The 21,177-nt window shown below is 73.2% G+C and carries 18 protein-coding genes; 9 read left to right on the forward strand and 9 right to left on the reverse strand.

Annotated elements, in window-relative coordinates:
• The first annotated feature begins 8 nt into the window (after positions 1–8).
• On the forward strand, positions 9–911 hold the full coding sequence (locus tag ABGA99_RS20530) for an aromatic prenyltransferase (RefSeq protein WP_347579030.1): 903 nt from the start codon (positions 9–11) through the stop codon (positions 909–911).
• A 34-nt stretch (positions 912–945) separates the two neighbouring features.
• Here the strand turns inward: ABGA99_RS20530 and ABGA99_RS20535 are convergent, their stop codons facing one another.
• Together ABGA99_RS20535 and ABGA99_RS20540 are read right to left on the reverse strand one after the other, a co-directional pair.
• Positions 946–1,131: a hypothetical protein gene (locus ABGA99_RS20535; protein WP_347579029.1), complete on the reverse strand. Its 186-nt coding sequence runs from the start codon at positions 1,129–1,131 to the stop codon at positions 946–948.
• A complete protein-coding gene (locus ABGA99_RS20540) occupies positions 1,128–1,613 on the reverse strand; it encodes a hypothetical protein (protein WP_347579028.1) in 486 nt (161 codons plus the stop codon). Before ABGA99_RS20540 ends, ABGA99_RS20535 begins: the two co-directional genes overlap by 4 nt.
• Before the next feature lie 654 nt (positions 1,614–2,267).
• On the opposite strand from ABGA99_RS20540, the gene ABGA99_RS20545 reads away from it, so the two are divergent.
• Positions 2,268–3,167 carry an aromatic prenyltransferase gene (locus ABGA99_RS20545; RefSeq protein ID WP_347579027.1) on the forward strand — a complete coding sequence of 300 codons (900 nt, stop codon included), beginning with the start codon at positions 2,268–2,270 and terminating at the stop codon, positions 3,165–3,167.
• Positions 3,168–3,284: 117 nt separating this feature from the next.
• On the opposite strand, the gene ABGA99_RS20550 is transcribed toward ABGA99_RS20545, so the two are convergent.
• Both ABGA99_RS20550 and ABGA99_RS20555 read right to left on the reverse strand, forming a co-directional pair.
• Complete coding sequence (locus tag ABGA99_RS20550) at positions 3,285–4,868, reverse strand: prenyltransferase/squalene oxidase repeat-containing protein (protein WP_347579026.1); 1,584 nt, start codon at positions 4,866–4,868, stop codon at positions 3,285–3,287.
• Positions 4,869–5,277: 409 nt separating this feature from the next.
• Positions 5,278–5,868, reverse strand: coding sequence for a TetR/AcrR family transcriptional regulator (locus tag ABGA99_RS20555; RefSeq protein WP_347579025.1), 591 nt, complete (start codon positions 5,866–5,868; stop codon positions 5,278–5,280).
• A gap of 292 nt (positions 5,869–6,160) precedes the next feature.
• Here ABGA99_RS20555 and ABGA99_RS20560 point away from each other — a divergent pair, with 292 nt between their 5' ends.
• The 4 genes from ABGA99_RS20560 to ABGA99_RS20575 all read left to right on the forward strand — a co-directional run bounded on the left by ABGA99_RS20560 (position 6,161) and on the right by ABGA99_RS20575 (position 9,692).
• Complete coding sequence (locus ABGA99_RS20560) at positions 6,161–7,153, forward strand: winged helix-turn-helix domain-containing protein (RefSeq protein WP_347583151.1); 993 nt, start codon at positions 6,161–6,163, stop codon at positions 7,151–7,153.
• A 110-nt stretch (positions 7,154–7,263) separates the two neighbouring features.
• The gene (locus ABGA99_RS20565) at positions 7,264–7,455 is read left to right on the forward strand and encodes a hypothetical protein (RefSeq protein ID WP_347579023.1); all 192 of its coding nucleotides are present in this window, start codon (positions 7,264–7,266) and stop codon (positions 7,453–7,455) included.
• Positions 7,456–7,562: 107 nt separating this feature from the next.
• Entirely contained in the window at positions 7,563–8,576 is a 1,014-nt protein-coding gene (locus ABGA99_RS20570; RefSeq protein ID WP_347579022.1) for an oxidoreductase, read from the forward strand.
• A 99-nt stretch (positions 8,577–8,675) separates the two neighbouring features.
• Positions 8,676–9,692, forward strand: coding sequence for an aldo/keto reductase (locus tag ABGA99_RS20575; RefSeq protein ID WP_347579021.1), 1,017 nt, complete (start codon positions 8,676–8,678; stop codon positions 9,690–9,692).
• Between the two features lie 123 nt (positions 9,693–9,815).
• Here ABGA99_RS20575 and ABGA99_RS20580 read toward each other — a convergent pair whose 3' ends face one another.
• Positions 9,816–10,301 carry a hypothetical protein gene (locus tag ABGA99_RS20580; protein ID WP_347583189.1) on the reverse strand — a complete coding sequence of 162 codons (486 nt, stop codon included), beginning with the start codon at positions 10,299–10,301 and terminating at the stop codon, positions 9,816–9,818.
• A gap of 266 nt (positions 10,302–10,567) precedes the next feature.
• Between ABGA99_RS20580 and ABGA99_RS20585 the strand changes: the two genes are divergently transcribed.
• Complete coding sequence (locus tag ABGA99_RS20585; RefSeq protein ID WP_347579020.1) at positions 10,568–11,110, forward strand: DUF1707 domain-containing protein; 543 nt, start codon at positions 10,568–10,570, stop codon at positions 11,108–11,110.
• Positions 11,111–11,128: 18 nt separating this feature from the next.
• Here ABGA99_RS20585 and ABGA99_RS20590 read toward each other — a convergent pair whose 3' ends face one another.
• The 4 genes from ABGA99_RS20590 to ABGA99_RS20605 all read right to left on the reverse strand — a co-directional run bounded on the left by ABGA99_RS20590 (position 11,129) and on the right by ABGA99_RS20605 (position 18,489).
• A complete protein-coding gene (locus ABGA99_RS20590) occupies positions 11,129–12,691 on the reverse strand; it encodes a DnaJ C-terminal domain-containing protein (RefSeq protein ID WP_347583152.1) in 1,563 nt (520 codons plus the stop codon).
• Between the two features lie 2 nt (positions 12,692–12,693).
• Positions 12,694–13,083, reverse strand: a complete 390-nt coding sequence (locus ABGA99_RS20595) for a hypothetical protein (RefSeq protein ID WP_347579018.1) — start codon at positions 13,081–13,083, stop codon at positions 12,694–12,696.
• A gap of 154 nt (positions 13,084–13,237) precedes the next feature.
• Positions 13,238–14,995, reverse strand: a complete 1,758-nt coding sequence (locus ABGA99_RS20600; RefSeq protein WP_347579017.1) for an ABC transporter ATP-binding protein — start codon at positions 14,993–14,995, stop codon at positions 13,238–13,240.
• Positions 14,992–18,489, reverse strand: a complete 3,498-nt coding sequence (locus ABGA99_RS20605; RefSeq protein WP_347583190.1) for an MFS transporter — start codon at positions 18,487–18,489, stop codon at positions 14,992–14,994. Before ABGA99_RS20605 ends, ABGA99_RS20600 begins: the two co-directional genes overlap by 4 nt.
• A gap of 239 nt (positions 18,490–18,728) precedes the next feature.
• Here ABGA99_RS20605 and ABGA99_RS20610 point away from each other — a divergent pair, with 239 nt between their 5' ends.
• Positions 18,729–19,442 carry a TetR/AcrR family transcriptional regulator gene (locus ABGA99_RS20610; protein ID WP_347583153.1) on the forward strand — a complete coding sequence of 238 codons (714 nt, stop codon included), beginning with the start codon at positions 18,729–18,731 and terminating at the stop codon, positions 19,440–19,442.
• Between the two features lie 112 nt (positions 19,443–19,554).
• A complete protein-coding gene (locus ABGA99_RS20615; RefSeq protein ID WP_347583154.1) occupies positions 19,555–21,081 on the forward strand; it encodes an MFS transporter in 1,527 nt (508 codons plus the stop codon).
• Positions 21,082–21,177 lie beyond the last annotated feature (96 nt).

Here is a 21,177-nt window from a genome sequence, read left to right on the forward strand (position 1 = left end):
GGAGAATCATGTCCGGTTCCGGAGAGAATCTTTACGCCGCCATCGAGAAGACCGCCCGGCTGGTGGACGTGCCCTGCGCACGCGACAAGGTCTGGCCCGTCGTCAGCGCGTTCGAGGAACTGCTCCCGCAGGCCGCGATCCTCTTCCGGGTGGCGACCGACGCACGCCACGCCGGTGAGATGAACTGCCACATGATGATGCTCCCGAGCACCATCGACCCGCATGCGCTCGCGCAGGCCAACGGCCTCCTACCGCGAACGGACCATCCCATCGACTCGCTCCTCCGAGATATCGAGGGACGGTTCCCCATCGGCAGCTACGGCATCGACTTCGGCCTCGTCGGCGGCTTCCAGAAGGCGTGGTCGTGCTTCCCGGGCGAGCAGATGCAGAGCCTGCCGAAGCTCGCCGCGCTTTCCTCCATGCCGCCCAGCGTGGCCGGGAACATGGACTTCTTCGACCGCTACGGGCTGGCCGAGAAGATCACCCTGATCGGCATGGACTACGGGCACCGGACGATCAACGTGTACTTCGGGGAGGTGGACGACTGTCTCAAGCCGGCGGCCGTCCGGTCGATGCTGAGCGACATCGGCATGCCGGAGCCGAGCGAGCACCTGCTGAAGTTCGCCCAGCAGGCGTTCGGCTTCTACGCCACCCTGAGCTGGGACTCCCCGGACATCGAGCGCTTCTGCTACTCGGCGATCACCCCGGACCCGCTGGCGATCCTGGACCGGGTGGAGCCGAAGATCGAGCACTTCCTGCGGGAGATCCCGTACGGCGGCGACAACCCCAAGGCCGTCTACGTCGCCACCTCTCCCGGTGACGGCGAGTACTGCAAGGTCCAGTCGTACTACCAGTGGCGCCCCCGCCTGGTGAACCACATGCACACCAGGGCGCCCTCGGCCACCGACTAGCGAACCGGCCGGGCGGACCCCGTCCGCCCGGCCCTCAGGGCCGGCGCTGTACGGAGAGCGCGGTGAGTTCCTCGATGTCGAAGTGGGAACGGCGGTTCGGGGCGCCGTAGCGGGTCAGCTTCCCCCGGCTCACCCATTTCCGGATCGTCGCCTCCGACACACCCATGGCCAGCGCGGCCACCTTGGTCGAAACGAGCCTGTGGTGCGGTGGTTTACTCACGCCTCGCTGCCCTTCCGCTGCCGTTCCATGAGGTGCCTGAGCAGAAGCCACTCGTGCGCCTCCCAGGCGTGCCCCGCCGAGCACGCGATGCTGCGCACCGGCACGGTCTCGCCGGGGCGGAGCGAAGCGGTGATCGTCCCGCCGCAGCCGTCCTTGACACACTCCTCGACGAGGGTGAACTGCCCGCTGGGTTCGGGATCGACGGTCTGCCGTAGCTCCTTGACCAGGGACTCGACCTCGTCGGCGAAGTCCGCCGCCTCGGGCTGGGCGGTGATCCAGTCCAGGTGCCCGGCGAGAAACACCGCCAGGTGGGGAACGCTCCGCTTCGGCGCGGCGGCGCTCCGCTTCTCGACGACCATCCGCGACCACGACTCCAGCAGGGAGGAGATGTGCCGCCGCGTGTCGAGCACCGAGATGTCGGGATAGTCGAGGCGGCGGCTCGCGGAGACCTTCGTCGGATTGCTCAGCCGGGTCGTCACCATCGGCGACGCCTGGTACAGGACCTCGCGGTGCAGGCCGGCCAGTTCCCGCAGATGACGCTCGACCTGCCTGGTGCAGGGGCCGCACAGGAGAGAGGGGGCAGCGGCGCTGGTTCTTCGCGCATGGCCTCTCGCACAGGGATGAAACGGCATCGCAGCCCCTCCGTCAGACACGTCGCCCCGAAAATCGCTGCCCCCCCGAGGGACCCGCGCCGACTGCGGCAGTCGGTCGGTTTGCTCACCCGCCCGGCGCCGTAGTGCCGGTTGCCGGCTCAAGATTGACCTGCCCGGCTTGAGGGTGACTTGCCGGTGACTTGCCGCCGCCCGCCTGCCGGGCCGGTACGGTCCGGGCCGCGACCGACGTCGCTGGCGTGGAGGTCCGGGCCGTGTCACACTTTGGGCACGTCACCCCTGCCCGGATGAGGAAATGCGGAGGGTGAGATTCCCCGTCAGAATCTTCGGCAGCACGGCGGACCGTCAACCGGAAGAGCCGGTGCCGGTGGGGGACTTACGCATCCGGCCCCGCGCCGCACGACGCATGATCTCGCTCTCGGCCGCGGCCGAGGCCGGCGCGGTCGGCCGTCTGTGTTCGCTATCCGACGTCCTGCTGGAACGAGCAGCGGGCAGGTCCTTCTCACATCGCCCCATGGGGGAGCAATGATCGCAAATCCCGGGATCGAACGTCTGTGTGCGGCTGCGGAGGAAGCGGCCGGGCTGGTGGGCCTGGACTGCCCGCCCGAGAAGATGACCGCGTTGCTGACGGCGTTCCCGAACGTCGTCACCGACTCCACCGTCGTCTTCAACGTGGTGAACAAGGGGGGCCGTGTCCGGGACATATCCTTCGACTTCACGGTGCCGCTGGCCGAGGGCAATCCCTATGAGCGTGCCCTGGAGCACGGCCTCGCCGAGGAGACGGACCATCCGGTCCGCGGCATGTTCGCGGACCTGCTGACCACGCTCCCCGTCGACTGCTACGGCGTCGACTACGGCGTCAACGGCGGCTACAACAAGACCTACGCCGTCTTCCCGATGGGCCAACTGCAGGACCTGGGTCCGCTCGCCGCCGTCCCCGCCATGTCCGGCGCCCTCTCCAAGTGGATGGACGTGCTCGTCGAGTACGGCCTGGACGGCAAGGTGTCGACCGTGGCGATCGACCACACGAACCGGACGTGGAACGTGTACTTCAACGGGCTGTCCCCGGAGCACTTCGAGCGCGCCACCGTCCAGGCGATGCTGCGGGACTTCGGGCTGCCGGAGCCGAGCGGGCGACTGCTGGACTTCGCCGAGACCTCGTCGGCGCTGTACCCGACCTTCGGCTGGGACGCCTCGGAGATCGAGCGGGTCAGCTTCTCCACCCGTACGACGGACCCGGCGGCGCTCCCGTCGCACGTCGAACCGAAGATCGGCGTGCTCGCCGCCAAGGCGCCGTACACCTACGAGGGCGACCGCAAGCTCGTCTTCGCCGGCGCGCTGACGGCCGGCGGGGAGTACTACAAGCTTGCGACGTACTACCAGTTGGCCACGGCCGCACACGACCGGGTACGCCGCGGGGACTGACGTACGAGCGGCCACCGGCGCCGCGTCCGGCGCCGCACGCCGACGCGGGGCCGAACCGCCCGGTGGCCGGACGGCGCCGGGCGGTTCGGCCCCGTGGTGCCGGAGTGCGGTCGCCGGTCAGGCGGCGTTGTGCGCGATGAGGCGGTTGAGTGCGGTCAGGGCCTGGACGTCGGCCAGGACGGGGAAGTCGAAGGGCAGCGGCCGCGGACCCGCCTGGTCGGCTATCGAGCTGAAGCCGCCGTCGTCGTGCTGCTGGTCGATCAGGTACGCCAGCGGCTTGGCGAGATCGGTCTCGGGCGCGTGCCGGGCGAGGGTGGCCAGGGCCTGGGCGGTGGACAGCACGTCGCTGTCCTTGCCCGGTGTGTGCCCCCAGCCGCCGTCGCTGCCGCGGCTCTCGTCCAGGAACGCCACGGCCTTGGCGGTGGCCTCGTCGGCGCGCCGGCGCCGTGCGGACTCCGCGGCCGGCACGCAGGCCAGGGCGTCCAGGATGCGCAGGATGGCGCTGGACCTGCTCAGCGTCCAGCTCGGCTCGAAGCTGCCGTCCGGCTGCTGGGCGTCGATGAGGACGTCGACCGCGGGGCCCAGCATGTCCCCGTAGCGGCTCCAGGGCATGGCGATCACCGCGCCGGCCGTCATGTCCAGGTCCGAGGTGTGGCCCCGCAGATACGTGGGGAAGCCGCCGGCCTCGTTGGTCCGCGAGCAGAGGTACTCCTCCCCGGCCGCGATGCCGTGGCGGAACCGCCGCGCGTCGAGCAGCCGCAGCAGTTCCACGCACCGGGCGGTGTCGTCGGTATCCGTCTGCGTGGTCGCCTCGTTGTACCCCCAGCCGCCGTCGAAGTGCTGTCGCGAGGCGAGGTACTGCCCCATCCGCGCCGCCAGCCGCTCGTGCCCCGGCGCCGCCGCCAGCGCCAGCCCGGCCAGTGACGTCACGAAGACCTCCTGCCCGTCGATGAACGGCACACCACCGTCGGGGCCACGCAGCCGCGCCAGCGCCTCGATCCCCTCCCGCATCAGCTCGCACCCGGGCCGGAAGGTGTGCAGGGCGTGCAGCGCCACCAGGTGGCACAGAGCGTTCCCCTCCCACACCCGCCTCGCCGGGAAGGCCGCCAGCCGCCGGGCGAGCAACTCCTGGTACTCCGCCAGCTCCTGCCCGGACTCCCCCGCGTCGGCACCGGCGTTGTCGTGGACGTACAGGATCGTGGCGGCGTACAGCGTCAGCTCCGTCCACACCGCCTGCGGCCGCGGGGCGATCTCCCGCGGATCAGGACGCGTACCCTCCGGCAGCACTCCGCACAGCACGAGAATCGTGTCCAGCAGCAGCCGCTTCCGCGTCCCGGACCCGTGCCGTGCCCCGTTCAGGCCCGCGAGCAGTTCCCCGGCCTCGCACGGCCGGCCGGAGAGCGCGTCCACGACCACCCGCTCCAGCGTGCCCTTCGGCTGGGCCCGCTGCAGGTACTCCTGCAGCTCCTTCTGCACCCGCGGCAGCGCACGCTCCTTGCGCAGCAGCAGCAACAGCAGCGCGGACTCGATGATCCTGCCGGCACACCGGTCCCTCAGCGCGCCCTCGCCGTCCACCTGCACCGCCAGGTGCCGCGCGACACGACGCCGCACCTCCTCCGCCCCGGGCCGCTGCCCCCCGGAGCCCACGGCCACGGGCTGCGAAACGGCGTCGGCCGCGGAACCACCCAGACGATCAGTCATCAAGGACTTCCTTTCGGAATTGCCAAAGACCCGGCCCGCTGAAACAGCGGACCGGGTATCGGAGTTGCCGGGTACGAAGGGGAAGGACAAGCAGTCGCAGGCATTCCGAAGGAGGGCCTGGGCCCATGCCGCAGCGGCATGGGGACGAACGGCGCTGAAAGCCGAAAGCCTTGCGAAATCAGTGGAGCGGCGAAGAACGCCGGCATGTGGCGGCGATAACCGCCACGCCAGAGAGGGGAATCTCGCCCTCCGCATAACTGATTTCGGACAGGGGAGACTTGCCGGAAGTGTGACACGGCAGAATCCCCGCGTCAACGGCCCCGGTGGCGGCTCGACCTCGGCCCTCCGCCCCGGCCCTCGCGCCCCCTATTCCCTTCCCCGCCGGCCTTTCGCCCGCCGCCGTGTTCGCCTACGCGCCCGCGTCGTCCGCGTCCCCCCGCAGGATCGTCGCCGCCGTCTCGCGCGCGTACCGCGCCGGGGCGCTGCTGCGGGAGATGGCGGCGCACGTGAGGGAGCCGGCGTACAGGATCAGGAAGCGGTTCGTGACCGCGTCCGGGTCGGCTATCCCCGTGGCCGCGATCAGGCCGCGGAGGTACGCGCTGACGGCGAGCTGGTGGTCGCGGACCGCGGCGGCGGCGCGGGCGCTGTCCGCGCCGATCTCGTTGAAGGCGTTGGTGAACGGGCAGCCGCGGAAGTCCGGTTCGCCGAACCACCACTCCAGCCAGTCGAAGACCGCCAGCACCCGCTCGCGCGGCAGCCCGGTGGCCTCCTCGGCGACGAAGTCCGCCAGCGCCGTGCGCACCCAGCGATCGCGCCGCCGCAGGTACGCCTCGACCAGCTCGTCCTTGGAGGCGAAGCAGCGGTAGAGGCGCTTGAGGGAGACGCCGGAGGCGTCGCGGATCCGGTCCATGCCGACCGCGCGGATGCCGTGGGCGTAGAAGAGCCCGTCGGCGGCTTCGAGTACGCGCTGCCTGGCGACCTCGTTGTCCGCGTCGTCCATGTCCGCCGCTCCGTTCCGCCCGCGTTCCCGCCCGTCACGCCGCACCGTCGCCCCCAACGTACCGGCGCTGTCCCGATCGTGTCGCGGCGGTGTCCCGCCGCTTGAGAACGACCGTTCTCGACACTACCCTCTGGGCGGAGAACGGTCGTTCCCCGACCGTTCCACACCGTCGGTGCCGGCGGGCCCGGAACAGGGGACCGGGTCCGCCACGCACCGCCGGCAAGGCCCGGAGCAGCAGAGTCCGGGGTACGGGGGACGTGCCCGGAGACGGGACACGACACGGGGAGGGCAGTTGCTGCGCGTGCATTTCACCGCCGCCGACCTGGCGCGCACCCGGATCGCCGACGGACCGGACCCGCTGTGGGAGACCGTCCTGAGCGTGCATCAGCTCACGGAGCAGAGCCCTGACCCGGCGCTGCGCGCCTGGCGTACGCGGGAGTGCACCCACGGCCGGGCCGCTCTGCGCATGCTGCGGCCGGTGATGCCGCCCCGCGGCTACTTTCCCGACTTCCTCACCCCGGCCGCCTCGCTCGGCGGCCTGGAGTCCGGCATCGGCGCCGTGCTGTCCACGCCCCGGCAGCGGCTGCGCGCCGAGCTGACCCGCCTGGTGGACCGGGCCGCGCCGCCCGCGTGGATGCGGCCGCTGGCGGAGGGCGAGCCGGAGAGCCTGCGGCGGCTGGGGCGGGCGCTGCGCGCGTACCACACGTCCGTGCTGCGGCCGGCGTGGCCGTGGATCGGCAGGCATACGGAACAGGACCGGCTGTGGCGTGCGCAGACGCAGAGCGTCGCGGGCACGGACGCGATGCTGCGCACCTTCGGCTCGCTGCTGCGCTGGCGGCCGCCCGTGCTCACGGTGGACTACCCGGTGGACCGCGACCTCCATCTCGACGGGCGCGGACTCCTGCTCGTGCCGTCGTACTTCTGCCGGCAACTGCCGGTCGCGCTCGCGGACGGGTCGCTGCCGCCGGTCCTCGTCTACCCGGCCCGGCCACCCGCGGGCCGGGACACAGGCGGCGACGCGGCGGGTGCCACCGGGACCGAGAGCCTGGCACAGCTCCTCGGGCACACCCGGGCCGCCGTCCTGCAGAGCCTCGGCGGCCTGTGCACCACCTCGGAACTGGCCCGCCGGGCGGGGGTGTCGGCCTCCTCCGCGAGCGAGCACGCGGGAGTGCTCCGGCGCGCCGGGCTGATCACCAGCACGCGCCTGCGCAACCGGGTGCACCACTCCCTCACGCCCCTCGGCACGGCCCTGCTCGCCGGGCACACGGTGGCCGTCACGGCGTGAGCCGCGCCCGTACGCCTGTCATTCGGGTACGTCCGAAAGAGCTGTGGCCCGCACCGCCCGGTCCCGCAGCCTGCTCGGGTCGCCTACCGACCACGGCAAGGAGTACGTCGATGAAGAAGACCGCAGCGCGGCTGACCGCCACGCTCATGCTCGCCGGCGGCGCCCTCGGGGTGTCCGCGGGCGCCGCGACGGCCGAGGACTTCGACCGGGACTACGCGTTCTCGCCCCCGGTGAGCGAGTGGAACGTGGCACCGCAGGAGACCGACTGGCAGGTCGCGCCCCTGGAGATCGACTGGAACTGAGGGCCGCGGCCCTCCGGCCACCCGGGTGAGGCGGGCGGGGCCGCTGCTGCGGCCCCGCCCGTGTCGGGTTTGTGTGAGAGCGCCCTCGAAGTCGTAGCGTCCGCGACATGACCCACACGACCACTCCGCAGCAGCACACCGGCTCCGGTTTCGACGCCCGGAGCACCACCGCCGACGTCCTGCGGGGCGTCGACCTGAGCGGCCGGCTCGCCGTCGTCACCGGCGGCTACGCCGGCCTGGGGCTGGAGACCACCCGCGCGTTCGTACGGGCCGGAGCCCGCGTCGTCGTGCCGGCCAGGCGGCGCGACGCCGCCGAGCAGGCGCTCGGCGGCCTGGAGGGCGAAGGCCCCGGCGGCGTCGAGGTCGACGAGATGGACCTCGCCGACCTGGACAGCGTCCACGGCTTCGCCGACCGGTTCCTCGCCTCCGGCCGCTCCCTCGACCTCCTCGTCGGCAACGCCGGCGTCATGGCCAGCCCCGAGACCCGCGTGGGCCCGGCGGGCTGGGAGGGGCAGTTCGCCGTCAACCACCTCGGTCACTACGCCCTCGCCAACCACCTCCGCCCCGCCCTCGTCCACGGCGGCGGCGCCCGCGTCGTCGCCCTGTCCTCCCGCGGCCACCACCTGTCCGGCATCCGCTGGGACGACCCGCAGTTCCGCGCGGAGCCGTACGACAAGTGGGTGGCGTACGGCCAGTCGAAGACCGCGAACGCGCTCTTCGCCGTCCACCTCGACGCTCTCGGCCGCGATGCGGGCGTACGGGCCTTCAGCGTGCACCCCGGGATGATCTTCACCGAACTCGGCCGCCACGTCCCCCGCGAGGAGCAGATCGCGCAGGGCTGGATCGACGAGGACGGCAACCTCAGCGGCGCCTTCAAGACCGTCGAGCAGGGCGCGGCCACCCAGGTCTGGGCGGCGACCGCGCCCGCGCTGGCCGGCCTGGGCGGCGTGTACTGCGAGGACTGCGACGTCGCCGAGCGGGCGGCTGCCGGCGGCGAGCAGGAACTGCGGGCGGGCGTACGGGACTACGCCACCGACCCGGACCAGGCCGCCCGGCTGTGGGCGCTGTCGGCGGAGCTGACGGGCGTCGACGCCTTCGGGACGGCGGCCGGCGGGGCGTGACCCCGCCGGCCGGTTGTCCGGCCGTCCGGTCGGCCGTCCGGAGGTCGCGCGGCAGGTGATCCCGCCCCAACCGGGCGTCCGCTGCCTAGAGTTGCGTGCATGGAGATGCGACGGCTGGGGACGGAAGGACCGCTGGCGGCCGCGATCGGCCTCGGCTGCAGTGCGATGTCCGGCGCGTACGGGCCCGCGGACGAGAAGGAGTCGGTGGCGACGATCCACGCCGCGATCGACGCCGGGGTGACGCTGCTCGACACCGCGGACTTCTACGGCATGGGCCACAACGAGTGGCTGATCCGGCAGGCACTGCGCGCCGGGGACCGGGAGAAGGTGGTCCTGAGTGTGAAGTTCGGGCAGTTGAGCGGCCTGGACGGCACGTTCGGGATCAGCGACGGACGGCCGGCGGCGGTGAAGACCTTCCTGGCGTACTCGCTGCAGCGGCTCGGCACCGACCACGTCGACATCTACCGCCCGGCCCGGCTCGACCCCGCCGTGCCGGTCGAGGAGACGGTCGGCGCCATCGCCGAGGCGGTACGGGGCGGGTACGTGCGCGGCATCGGGCTGTCGGAGGTGGGCCCGGAGACGATCCGGCGGGCGCACGCCGTCCACCCGATCGCGGATGTGCAGATCGAGTACTCGCTCTTCAGCCGCGGCGCCGAGGACGGCGTGCTGCAGACGTGCCGGGAGCTGGGCATCGGCGTCACCGCGTACGGGGTGCTGTCGCGCGGCCTGCTCTCCGGCGGCTACCGGCCGGTGGCCGACGCGACCGGCGCACGCTCCCATCTGCCGCGCTTCCAGGACGGCAACGTGGCGGCCAACCTGGCGCTGGTGGAGAACCTGCGGAAGATCGCCGAGCCGCGCGGCCTCACGGTCGCGCAGCTCGCGATCGCCTGGGTGCTGGCGCAGGGGCGGGCGGGGGCGCGACCGGAGGGGGACGTCGTCGCGCTGGTCGGGGCGCGGAAGCCGCAGCGGGTCACGGACGCGGTGACGGCGGCCGGACTGACGCTGAGCGACGAGGAGTTGGCGGCGGTGGAGCGGGCGGTGCCGCGTACGGCGGTTGCGGGCGAGCGGTACGGCGCGGCGGCGATGACGCATCTGGACAGCGAGCGGCAGGACTGACAGCCGGTACGCCGGCGGGCCCGCGACGCGGATGCGGGTCCGCCGGCGTACGGTCGACCGGCCTGCGGTCGACAGGGCCGCGCCCGGCCGGCCTGCCGTCGACCGGGGTACGGCGACGCGGCGTCAGCAGCGCTTCTCGGACGCGCCCTGGTTGGGCAGCGCCGCGCCCTCGGGGCGCAGCGTGCCGACCGCGGCCGTGCACTCGTTCGCGGTGGCCGTGCCCTGCGTCCAGAACTCCTGCTGCTTGGTGTCGTTGCGCGTGAGCTTGCCGACCACGGCGTCCCGGTCGTAGCTGAAGACGCCGAGGGTCACGTCGTACGGCTTCGCGCCGGTGTGGAAGCTGTCCCACACCCACAGGTAGCCGTAGTTCTCCTTGCACGACGGCGAATAGAACTGCTTCACCGAGGCGATGGTCGTACCGCTCCGCTTGATGTGGCCGGTCGCCCCGACCTGGTAGGCATCGTCACAGACCCCGGCGGCCTGGGCCCGCTTGCTCTCCGGGTTGCCCTGGGCGGTGGGCGCGGTGGGCGCGCGGTCACCCGTGTCCGAGGGCGCCGGCGCGGGCCCGCTGCCCGCGTAGGCGGCGCCGGCGGGGGTGAGGACCAGCACGGTGGCCGCGGCCGCCAGAGCGAACTTCCTGACTCGGGTGGAACGCATAACTGTACTCCCTTTTCTGGACACAGAGGGATTTCAGAAGCATACGGCTCATGCCCCGGATACCCGGTAAGACCCATGACGCCCCCGGGGGGTTGTAGAAGCAACCGGCGCACATCCACACGATCTTCAGGCCCCGGACGGGGAGCGCACGACGCGTCACGGGGCGCGGGCGCGCGGGCCCGGCGGCGGCGTACGCGGGCGCCGCTAGAGTGAGCCCCGTGACCTCCCCTCCTGATGACGCATCGACGCTGGTCGGCGACGACGAACGGGACGGCGGCGCCCGGCGGTTGCGGGACGCGTACGCCGAAGGGCGCCTGACCCGCGAGGACATGGACGCACGCCTCGACCGCGTGCTCACCGCCACGACCCGCGGCGAACTGGCCGAGGCGCTGGCGTCGTTGCCGGCGGAGGACCCGGGCACGTCGGCCGCGATCGGGGCCGCGACCGGGCGGGTGAAGCGAAGCGGTGCGTGGCGGGTGCCGCGGACGCTGAAGGTGGATTCGGCGCTGGGGCGGGTGCGGTTGGACCTGTCGCGGGCGATCATCGAGCACCCGGTGGTCGACATCGTGCTCAACGTCGGCACCGGCAGGGCCTCGATCACCGTGCCGCACGACGCCGTGGTCGACCTCGACGGCGTGCAGACGGGCATGAAGGACTCCGTCTACAAGCCCCCGCGCCGGCCGGCCGCCGGAGGGCCGACGATACGGATCTCGGGTGTCATGGGCTTCGGCCGGCTGACGGTGAGGCACGCACGCCGCTGACCCGACGCGGACCGGGCGTCAGCCGTCGAGTTCCACGTGGACGAAGAGATCGCCGCGGGTGTCCTCCCTGAGCCGGGGCATCCCCAGCTCACGCAGGCGGAGGGCCTGGCCGTCGCGGATGGTGGCGGGGATACGGACGGTCTTCTCGCCGTCGAGCAGGGTCGGAACGCGGACGGTGGTGCCCCCGGCCACCTGCTCCCGGGTCAGCCCGACGCGGATGTGGAGGTCGTCGTCCTCGCGGGTGAAGTCGGGATGCGGCCGTTGGCTGACCTCGACGTACAGATCCGCGGCGGGACCGCCGCCCGGGCCGACTTCGCCCTCACCTGCGAGCTTGATGCGAAAGCCGTCGCCGATGCCCGCCGGGACTCTGACGTGGAGCGTACGGCGGATGCGTACCCGGCCGTCACCGTCGCACGTGGGGCAGGGATGCGGCAGGAAGGTGCCCAGGCCCTTGCATTTCCTGCATTCGGACGACGTCTGGACCTTGCCGAGGAAGCTGCGCGTGACCTGCTTCGCCTGACCCGTGCCGCCGCAGTGCGTGCACTTCTCCAGCGTGGTCCCCTCCGCCGTGAGCCGGCCCGAGCAGGCCGAGCAGAGCACCGCGGTGTCGATGTCGAACTCCGCGACCGTGCCCCGGGCCATGTCCTCCAGGTCGATGTCGAGCGCAAGCGTGGCGTCGGTGCCGCGGCGGGAGCGGCCCGGCCCCGGCTGTGCGCCCGCCGCGCCGAAGAAGGCGCCCAGGATGTCGCGGAAGTTCGTGTCGTCCACCGCCGCCGGTGCGGGCTCGTCGTCCACGGGCGCCGGTGCCGGCTCGTCGTCCACGGGCGCCGGCGGCGGCACCCGGGCGATGACGACCTGATACTCCACGTCCGCCCACATCCGGGGCCGCTGCCGTATCCCGGCGCGGTGCAGCGACTCGTAGACGTAGTCGTACAGCTCCGTCACGGTGATCCGGCCGTCGCCGTCGAGGTCCGCCGCGCCGGTGGCCAGCCCTTCGATGAGCGCGCCGGTGAAGAGGGACGGCTGCGGGGCGGTGGATTCCAGGCGGTCGCCCTCCCAGGCGTACTCGGTGCGGCTGGTCGCGGTGAGCACCACCCGCCCGGAGCCGGCGAGTTCGTCCCGCAGATGCACCTGGTCGTCGCCCTTGGCGCCGGTCAGGAACGCGCCGCTGTAGCAGCAGTCGAGCAGCACGACGACCGTGCGCGCCCGGCAGCGCTCCAACTGACCGCGCAGGAACGCGGCGGGCATGGCGGTCGAGGCGGGCAGGTCGCGGTCGGTGTCGCGGGCGGCGAAGTGGAGGTGGCCGTCGTCGTCCTTGATTCCGTGGCAGGAGAGATGGAGAAGCAGGAGGTCGTCGCGGCTGCGGTCGCGGAAGAAGCGCTCGACGGCGCGCATCACCTGGTGCGCGGGCGCGTCCTTCACCTGCTCGGCCCGGAAGCCCCCGATCGCCGGATCGGCCAGCGCCCGGGCAAGGCCGGCGCAGTCCTGACCGGGCGAACGGAGCGGGCGGAAGGCGCCGTCGTCGTACGTGTCGGTGGCGATGAGCAGCGCGTCACGACTGCCGGAGCCGGGGCCGGCCACGGCTAGTCCCGGGCGTCGAGGAACGCCTCGATGAGGCGCTGCTTCTCGGCGTCGGTGGCATCGCCGAGTTCGAGGGTGCGGCCGTCCAGCTCCAGCCGTACGGACCGGACGGGCCGGTTCTGCAACCACGCCTCCACCAGCCGCACGACGGACCGCAGCACGACCGGCGCCAACGTCACCGCGAGCACCCCGACGGCAAGGCCCTCCCCGGACTTGGCCCCCGCCGGCACCTCGCCCCCGGCCTGCCCGGCATGTACGTCGTCGACATCCAACTCCAGCAACGCGGACCGCAACTGCCGGGTGAGGACATCCAGTTCCCCGTCATCGACGTCGGCCCCACCCACCACGGTCACCCGCACCGCACCCGCGCGATCCCCACCCCTGTCCGCCATGGGCAGGAGTCTATTCAGCCCGCGTGCACGTAGGGGTCGTACGCCGAGAGCGGCGCGGACTCCGGCTCGGGCTCCGGCTTACGGTGCGTACAGCAGGTCGCGGAAGCGAGGCCACCTCGCTGTCGTTCGCCGCGCGCGGAGAGCTGCCCCCTCGTCAGGGGGCTGCGGTGGCGGGTGGGGCGGGAGCGGGGGTGTGGGTCGTGTGGGTGGTTGGGGTGTGGGTGGCTTGGTGGAAGGCCTTGTAGGGGCCGTTGCGGGTCAGGAGGGTGTCGTGGGTGCCCTCTTCCGCTATGCGGCCGGCGTCGAGGAAGACGATGCGGTCGGCGCGGCGGACCGTGCGCATGCGGTGGGCCACGATGATGACCGTGCGGTCGGCCATGAGGCGTTCGATGCCCTGGTGGACGGCCGTCTCGTTGACCGGATCGAGGGCGGAGGTGACTTCGTCCAGCAGGACGACCGGGGCGTCCTTCAGCAGCGCGCGGGCTATCGACACGCGCTGCCGTTCGCCGCCGGAGAGTGCGGTGCCGCCTTCGCCGACGTCGGTCGCCCAGCCGCCGGGGAGGCGGTCGATCACCTCGTCGAGGCGGGCGGCGGTGGCGGCGGCGCGGACCTCGGCGGCGGTGGCGTCGGGGCGGCCGAGGCGGATGTTGTCCTCGATGGTGCCGGCGAAGAGGTAGACGTGCTGGAAGACGATGGCGATCTTGGCCATCAGGGACTCGGTGCTGATCGCCCGGACGTCCTGGCCGCCGACGCGGACGGCGCCCGCATCGACGTCGTAGAAGCGGGTGAGCAGGTGCAGCAGGGTGGTCTTGCCCGCGCCGGACGGGCCGACGACCGCGAGGCGTTCGCCTTCGGCGACGGTGAGGGACACGCCGTCCAGGACCGTGCGGTCGCCGTGGCGGAAGCTCACCTCGTCGAACTCCAGGAAGTGGCCCGCCGGCTCGACCGGGTCGGTGGCTTCGGGCAGGGGTTCCGTGCGCAGCAGGCTGTCGAGTCTCGTCACCACGGTGCGGGCGGCGCGGAACTTGCCCGCCACGTCCGACAGGGACAGCAGCGGGTCGGCGCAACGGGCGGCGAGGACGAGGATCGCCAGCACCTCGGCCGCGCCGATATGGCCGTCGAGGGCGAGGGAGGCGCCGAGGGCGAGGAGGGTGGTGAAGAGCGCCTGCACGGTGAGCGTGAGGCCCAGGGCGCCGGGCAGGACGGACAGCGTGGTGCGGCGGGAGGCGCGCTGCACGTCGTGCAGGGAGTCGTCCAGCAGCCGGAAGCGCTCGGCGGATCTGCCGCCGGCGCGCAGCACGGGCTGGGCCTGGAGGTACTCGATGACGCGGTCGGCGGCCTCGTGGTCGCGCGCGGCGCGCTCCTCGTCGGCGGCGGCCATCGACCGGCTCGTCCAGACCTGCATGGCGGCGACCACCGGGACGGCGGCCAGCGCCGCCAGCCCCAACTGCCAGTTGAAGACGAGCATGACGGCGACGATCGTCAGCGGGGTCACGGCGGCGGAGATGGACGGGGCCAGCAGGTGCGCGATGACGCTCATGGCCTGCAGCACGCCCTGTCCCGCGAGGGCGGAGACCTCGCCGACGCGGCCCGCGCCGTACCAGCCGACGGGCAGCCGGGCGAGGTGGTCGCCGAGGCGGTGGTACAGGCCGCGCAGCAGCTCGACGCCGACCCGGAAGCCGGCGAGGTCGCTGGTGAACCGCAGTACGCCGTAGACGGCGAAGGCGGCACCGAAGGCGATCAGCCAGGGCCAGGCGTCCTCGGGCGAACTGCCGAACAGAGCGCGCAGGATGGGGACGAGCAGCGCGTAGGACAGCCCCTCGACGACCGCGGTCGCCAGCATGAGCGAGACGGTACGGCGCAGGGGGCGGGCGTGCTGGTGTCCCAGCACCCGCAGCAGGGTGCGGATCATCGGGGCTCGTCTCCTTGCCGGACACCGTGGGTGGTCGTGGCGCCGGCGGGTGGGGCGGCAGGGGCGAGTGGGGTGTCGAGAGCGGGTGCGGTCGGCGACGGCTTCGCCGCGGTGGGTGCGGACACGGGCCTCGTGTCGGCGGCGGGCCACTTCTCCGCGTCGTGTGCCGTAGCGGACCGGTGCGCGTGCCAGAAGTCGGCGAAACTGCCGCCGCGGGCCAGGAGTTCCGCCGGACTGCCCTGTTCGGCGATCTGCCCGTCCGCCAGCATCACGACGGTGTCGGCTTCGGCGACGGTCTCCAGGCGATGGGCGATGATCAGCGTCGTCCGATCGTCGCCGGCGGGTGTCGCGAGGGTGCGGCGCACCGCCAGTTCGATCTGCGGGTCGGCGAAGGAGGTCGCTTCGTCGAGTACGAGCACGGGGGCCGCGGCGAGCAGGGCGCGGGCGAGGGAGAGGCGCTGTGCCTCGCCGCCGGACAGCTCCGCCTCTGCGCCGATCACCGTCTCGTAGCCGCGGGGGAGTTCGAGGATCCGGTCGTGGATGTGCGCCCGGCGGGCGGCGCTGATGATGTCCTCCCTGTCGGCACGGGGTACGGCGAGGGCGATGTTGTCGGCGACGGAGGCGCGCAGCAGCCGGACGTCCTGGAAGACGAACGAGACCGTGCGGTACAGGTCGGGGCCCGCCATGTCGCGCAGGTCGACGCCGCCGAGGAGGACCGCGCCCCGGTCGGGGTCGAAGAACCGCGGCAGCAACCGGACCAGGGTGGACTTCCCGCTGCCCGAGGGGCCGACGACGGCGGTGACGGTGCCCGGTTCGAGGACCAGGTCGATCCCGCGCAGCACCTCGCGCTCCGCCTCGTAGCCGAACCGGACGCCCCGCAGCTCGACACGGTGGCCCTGCGGCGTGCACGGGCGGGTGGGCTGCGGCAGCGGGTCCACGTCGAGTACGTCCCGGATGCGGCCGACGGCGCGGCGGGCGCCCTGGAGGTCGTCGAACCCGTGGCCGAGGGCGGCCACGGGGGCGGTGAGCCCGAGGCCGAGGAGGAGGAAGGGCAGGAGGTCGGCGGGGGACAGCGCCCCGGCAGTGATCATCGAGGTGCCGCCGACGAGCACGACCAGCAGCACGAACGGCGGCGACAGCGCCACCTGCATGCCCGCGCCGATCGGGGAGAGGCCGTGGACCATCCGCTTGAAGGTGTCGGCGAAGTCGTCGGCGGCGGTACGGAACGCGCGGTGGGCGCGGTCGCCGCCGCCGAACGCCTTGACCTCCGCGATCCCCTGCGCGAACTCGACCGACGCGCTGGAGATCCGGCCCATGGCCGCGTCGAACTCCTCCTGGTCGCGCACCCGCGCGGGAGCCATGAACAGCGGGACGTGGGCGAGGGCGACGACCACCGGGATGAGCGTGATGAGCGTGAGCCGCCAGTCGACGCTGAAGAGGTACACCAGGGAGGCGGCCGGTACGACGAAGGCGGAGATCAGCTCGCTGGGCGCGTGGGCGATGAGCGGGTGCATCGCCGCCACGTCCTCCCCGACCACCTTGGCGAGTTCGCCGGTCCGGCGCCGGGAGAACCAGCCGATGGGCACGCGGCCCAGGCGGGCGGCAAGCCGACGCCGGAACGACAACTGCACCCGGCCGTCGAGGAGATGACCGACTCCGGACGACGCGGCCGTGAAGAGCAGCCGCACGAGCAGTCCCGCGGCGCCCGCGGCGACGACGGCCCAGACCCGGTCGCGGTCGACGGGACCGGGGGACAGCAGCGTGCGGCCCAGCTCGACGACGGCGAGCAGCGGCACGAGTCCGGCGAGGGCGCCGACGACCTGGAGGAGGACGACGGCGGTGAACCCGCGGAGGTGGGGGCGGAGGAGCCCGGAGATCGTACGCGTGGGCGTCGGCCGCGCCGCCCGGGGCGCGGGCTCGGTGCGTTCCGCGGCGGGGCGGGCGTCCGCGTACGGCGGTGGGGTCGGGGCCTGCGCCGGGTCGCCCTCGGCATGGACCGCGCGCGGGATCACGGGCGGGCCCGCGTGCGGCGCGTCGGCCTCCGGCTCCGTCCCGTCCGCGTCCGCGTCGGTGCGCGGCGGGGCCTCCTCCGGGCGGCGCGCTAGCACCGTCGTGGCGATCAGGACCGCGACCAGCAGCAGCGCCGCGCACAGCGTCAGACCCAGCGCGTATCCGTCGTTGAGGGCCGCCGGGGTCCGGGCGTCCCCTGTGCGGTGGTGGGCCGCGGTGCCGAGGGCCGCCAGGCCCAGGGCGGCGCCCAGTTGGCGGGCGCTGTTGAGCAGGCCGGAGGCCATGCCCGCCTCGTGGGCCGCTACGCCGCCGGTGGCGACGTTGACCAGCGGGCCCAGGACGAGGCCGAAGCCGACGCTGGCCAGGATCGAGGGCCCGAGCACGTCCACCGCGTACGTGCCGTCCGCGTCCACGAGTCCGAACCAGGCGAAGCCGGCCGCCGTCAGCAGCCCGCCGCCGGCGAGCAGGACCTTCGGCGCGTACCGGTAGCCGAGCTTCACCGCGAGCACCGATCCTGCGACCACCCCGAGGGCGAACGGCAGGAACTGCAGGCCCGTTTCCGCCGGGCCGTTGCCCAGGACCCGCTGCAGGTAGAGCGACATGAAGTAGAACGACGAGGCCATCGCCGCGCCGATCACCAGCGTGTACGTGAGCGCGCCGAGCACCGCGCGGTTGGCGAGCAGGCCGAGGCGCACCAACGGGTCCCGGCTGGTGGTCCGTTCGACCAGGACGAACGCCGCCAGCAGCGCGAGGGCGACGGCAAGCGTCGTGACCGTGACGGCGGAGGTCCACGCGTGCCGGTCCGTACGGACGATCCCGAACACCAGCAGCGACATCCCGCCCGTCGCCAGCACTCCCCCGAGCACATCGGGACGGCCCCCCTCCCGGCCCCGGCCCTCGTCCGGATCCCCGCTCCGGGCCTCGCCGCCGACGCGCCCCCGCGGCCCGTCGGCCGCGACGCCGCGCCAGGTCATCGCCAGCGCGACCAGCGCCATCGGCACGTTCACGAACATCACCCAGCGCCAGCCCGCGTACTCCGTGAGCACTCCCCCGATCAGCACGCCCAGCGCACCGCCCGCCGCGTTCATCGCGCTCCAGATGCCGAACGCCCGGACCCGCGCCCGCCCTCCCGGGAACGTCGCCGTCAGCAGCGCCAGCCCCGCCGGGGCGAGGGCCGCGGCGCCGACGCCCTGCGCGGCGCGCGCCGCGACCAGGTGCCCCGGCTCGGTGGCGAAGCCGCCGAGGAGCGAGGCGACGCCGAACAGGCCGAGGCCGACGAGCAGCATCCGCTTCCGCCCGTAGCGATCGGCGGCCTTGCCGCCCAGCAGAAGCAGTCCGCCGAACGTGAGCGCATAAGCATGGATCACCCACGTCAGGCCCACGTCGCCGAAGCCGAGGGCGGCGCCGATCTCCGGCAGCCCGACGTTCACCACCGACAGGTCCAGCGACACCAGGAACTGCACCACCGCCGCCGTGGCCAGCACGAGCCCCGCCCGCGCCGCACCCCCGGAGCCCTCTCCCGGCCCTCCCGGGCCCGGCGCCTCTTCCCGGCCTGCCGTCCCGGTCCGCTCCCCCGTCATGATCCCTCCCGTGCTCCGACCGACTTCCGGAACACGTTCCGGAACACGTTCCTAAAGTACACCACCCACCCGACAACGCCCCGGGCAAGCCTCCTGACCTGGGTCGATTTCCCCGGCCGACCCCGGGGCAGCATGATGGGACGGTGCCCGGACAACGAGACCGCCGACAGCCCGCCTCCACGCCCACCGGCAGCACCGGCCGGACCGGCCGGCCGCGCTCGACGTCGCGCGCCGAGATCCTCGCGGCGGCCCGCCGGGTCATCGACGAGGACGGCTGGGAGACGCTGACCGTCCGCCGGCTGGCCGCCGAGATCGGCGTCGGGACGACGACGCTCTACCACCACGTCCACAACAAGGACGACCTCGTGGTCGAGCTGGTCAACCAGCACCTCGACCAACTCGCCCGCCCCGAGCTGCCCGACGACCCGCGCGAGCGCATCATCGTCGCCGCCACGACGATGCACGACGCGCTCACCAACTGGCCCTGGGCGGCCGAAGCGCTGACGGCCGACGGCTTCATCGGCCGGCTCGGCGACTCCGCCCTGTGGATCGTCGAGACGATCGTCGCCGGCGCGGTGGCCGCCGGCTGCACGCAGGAGCGGGCCGTCGACCTCTTCCGGAACATCTGGTACTACACCGTCGGCGAAGTCCTCGTACGCGCCCGCTCGGACCGCCGCCGCAGCGACGTCGGCTCGGCCGACCTGGCGTTCGGCCTGCGCCGCCTCGACCCGGCCCGCCAGCCGCAGTTGGCCGCCATCGGCGACCTGTGGCCGGAGCGCTCGGCCCTCGACCTGTACCCGCAGGTGCTGCGGATCATCGTCGACGGACTCCTCGCCGAGGCCGGCCGGACCGTCTGAGTCCGCCCCACCCCGCTCCCTCCCCGCCCCCGCTCAACAATTTGAACAAAACAACAACTAGAACTATCGTTCAAGAAATGAGGCAGTCGTCCATACGCCGAGGGAGCCCTCTATGACCACGTCCGTCGCCCGCCGCGCCGGCCCCCGCGAGTGGGCGGGGCTCGCCGTGCTCGCCGTTCCGACCGTGCTGCTCGGCCTGGACGTCACCGTCCTCTACCTCGCGCTTCCCGCGCTCGCCGCCGAGTTGCACCCCAGCGGCACCCAATCCCTGTGGATCATGGACGCGTACGGCTTCCTGATCGCCGGATTCCTCGTCACCATGGGCACGTTGGGCGACCGCTTCGGCCGCCGCCGGCTGCTGCTCGGCGGCGCCGCCGCCTTCGGCGCCGCCTCGGTCGCCGCCGCGTACGCGCCCAGCGCGGAGGCGCTGATCGCCGCGCGGGCGGCGCTCGGGGTCGCCGGGGCGACGCTGATGCCGTCGACGCTGGCGCTGATCAGCAACATGTTCGCCGACGCCCGCCAGCGCGCGCTGGCCATCGGCATCTGGGCGACGATGTTCGCGCTGGGCATGGCCGCCGGGCCGCTGGCCGGCGGGGCGCTGCTGGAGCGCTTCTGGTGGGGCTCGGCGTTCCTGGTCGCCGTGCCGATGATCGTGGTGGTGCTGGTCGCGGCGCCGTTCCTGCTGCCCGAGTACCGGGCGCGCCAGGACGGGCCGCTCGACCTCCCCAGCGTCGCCCTGTCGCTCGCCGCGATCCTGCCCGTGGTCTACGCGGTCAAGCACGTCGCGGCCGAGGGCGCCGGCGGCCTCGGCGGTGCGACGGTGCCCGCGCTGGCGGTCGGGGCGGCCTCGGGGGCGTGGTTCGTACGGCGGCAGCGCACGCTCGCCGCACCGCTGCTGGACCTGCGGCTCTTCGCCGAGCGGACGTTCGGGGTGGCGCTGGGGCTGCTGCTGGTCGGGCTCGTCGGTGTCGGCGGGGTGATGTATCTGGTCACGCAGCACCTGCAGTTGGTCGAGGGCATGACCCCGCTGAGGGCGGGGGTCTGGATGGGCCCACCCGCGCTCATGATGTTCGTCGCGGCGATCGGGGCACCGCTGCTGGCGCGCAGGGTCCGCCCGGGGTACGTCGTCGGGGCGACGCTGGGCGCGTCCACGGTCGGGTACGGGCTGCTCGCCACCGTCGACCGCACGGACGGCGCCGGCCCTGTCGTCGCCGGCTTCGCGCTTATCTACCTCGGGCTCGGCGCCCTCGCCGCGCTGGGTACGGACCTGGTCGTCGGCTCGGCGCCGCCGGCGAAGGCGGGGTCCGCGTCGGCGCTGTCGGAGACGGTGCAGGAACTGGGGCTCGCGGTGGGGGTCGCGGTGCTGGGGAGCGTCACGACGGTGGTGTACCGCGCCCGGATGGAGGGGTGGATTCCGGCCGGGCTGCCGGACGGGGCACGGAAGGCGGCGGGTGACAGCCTCCCGGCCGCCGCCGGTGCGGAGGTGCCGGGGCAGGTGCTGCGGCGCGCGGAGGAGGCGTTCGTCACGGGGCTGAACGTGGCCACGGGGATCACGGGGGTGGCGGTGGCGGCGCTCGCGGTGGTGGCGGCGGTGGCCCTGCGGGGGGTGGGGCCGACCCAGCCGGAGGACGACGGCTGAGCAGGGCGGTTGCGGAGGTGCGCGGCCCGTGGCGCGGGGGTCCCCGGCCTCGTACGGGCCCCGCCACCCGCGCGTCGTACGGGCCCCTCCCCGGCC

The organism is Streptomyces sp. B5E4 (assembly GCF_039871555.1).
Lineage (GTDB): Bacteria > Actinomycetota > Actinomycetes > Streptomycetales > Streptomycetaceae > Streptomyces.

Bases quoted from the DNA above. Each gene is read 5' to 3' on its own strand.
- ABGA99_RS20600 (WP_347579017.1), bottom strand. From the start codon at position 14,995: ATGATCCGCACCCTGCTGCGGGTGCTGGGACACCAGCACGCCCGCCCC.
- ABGA99_RS20550 (WP_347579026.1), bottom strand. From the start codon at position 4,868: ATGACTGATCGTCTGGGTGGTTCCGCGGCCGACGCCGTTTCGCAGCCC.
- ABGA99_RS20540 (WP_347579028.1), bottom strand. From the start codon at position 1,613: ATGGTGACGACCCGGCTGAGCAATCCGACGAAGGTCTCCGCGAGCCGC.
- ABGA99_RS20545 (WP_347579027.1), top strand. From the start codon at position 2,268: ATGATCGCAAATCCCGGGATCGAACGTCTGTGTGCGGCTGCGGAGGAA.
- ABGA99_RS20595 (WP_347579018.1), bottom strand. From the start codon at position 13,083: ATGGCGGACAGGGGTGGGGATCGCGCGGGTGCGGTGCGGGTGACCGTG.
- ABGA99_RS20575 (WP_347579021.1), top strand. From the start codon at position 8,676: ATGGAGATGCGACGGCTGGGGACGGAAGGACCGCTGGCGGCCGCGATC.
- ABGA99_RS20530 (WP_347579030.1), top strand. From the start codon at position 9: ATGTCCGGTTCCGGAGAGAATCTTTACGCCGCCATCGAGAAGACCGCC.
- ABGA99_RS20615 (WP_347583154.1), top strand. From the start codon at position 19,555: ATGACCACGTCCGTCGCCCGCCGCGCCGGCCCCCGCGAGTGGGCGGGG.
- ABGA99_RS20565 (WP_347579023.1), top strand. From the start codon at position 7,264: ATGAAGAAGACCGCAGCGCGGCTGACCGCCACGCTCATGCTCGCCGGC.
- ABGA99_RS20555 (WP_347579025.1), bottom strand. From the start codon at position 5,868: ATGGACGACGCGGACAACGAGGTCGCCAGGCAGCGCGTACTCGAAGCC.
- ABGA99_RS20570 (WP_347579022.1), top strand. From the start codon at position 7,563: ATGACCCACACGACCACTCCGCAGCAGCACACCGGCTCCGGTTTCGAC.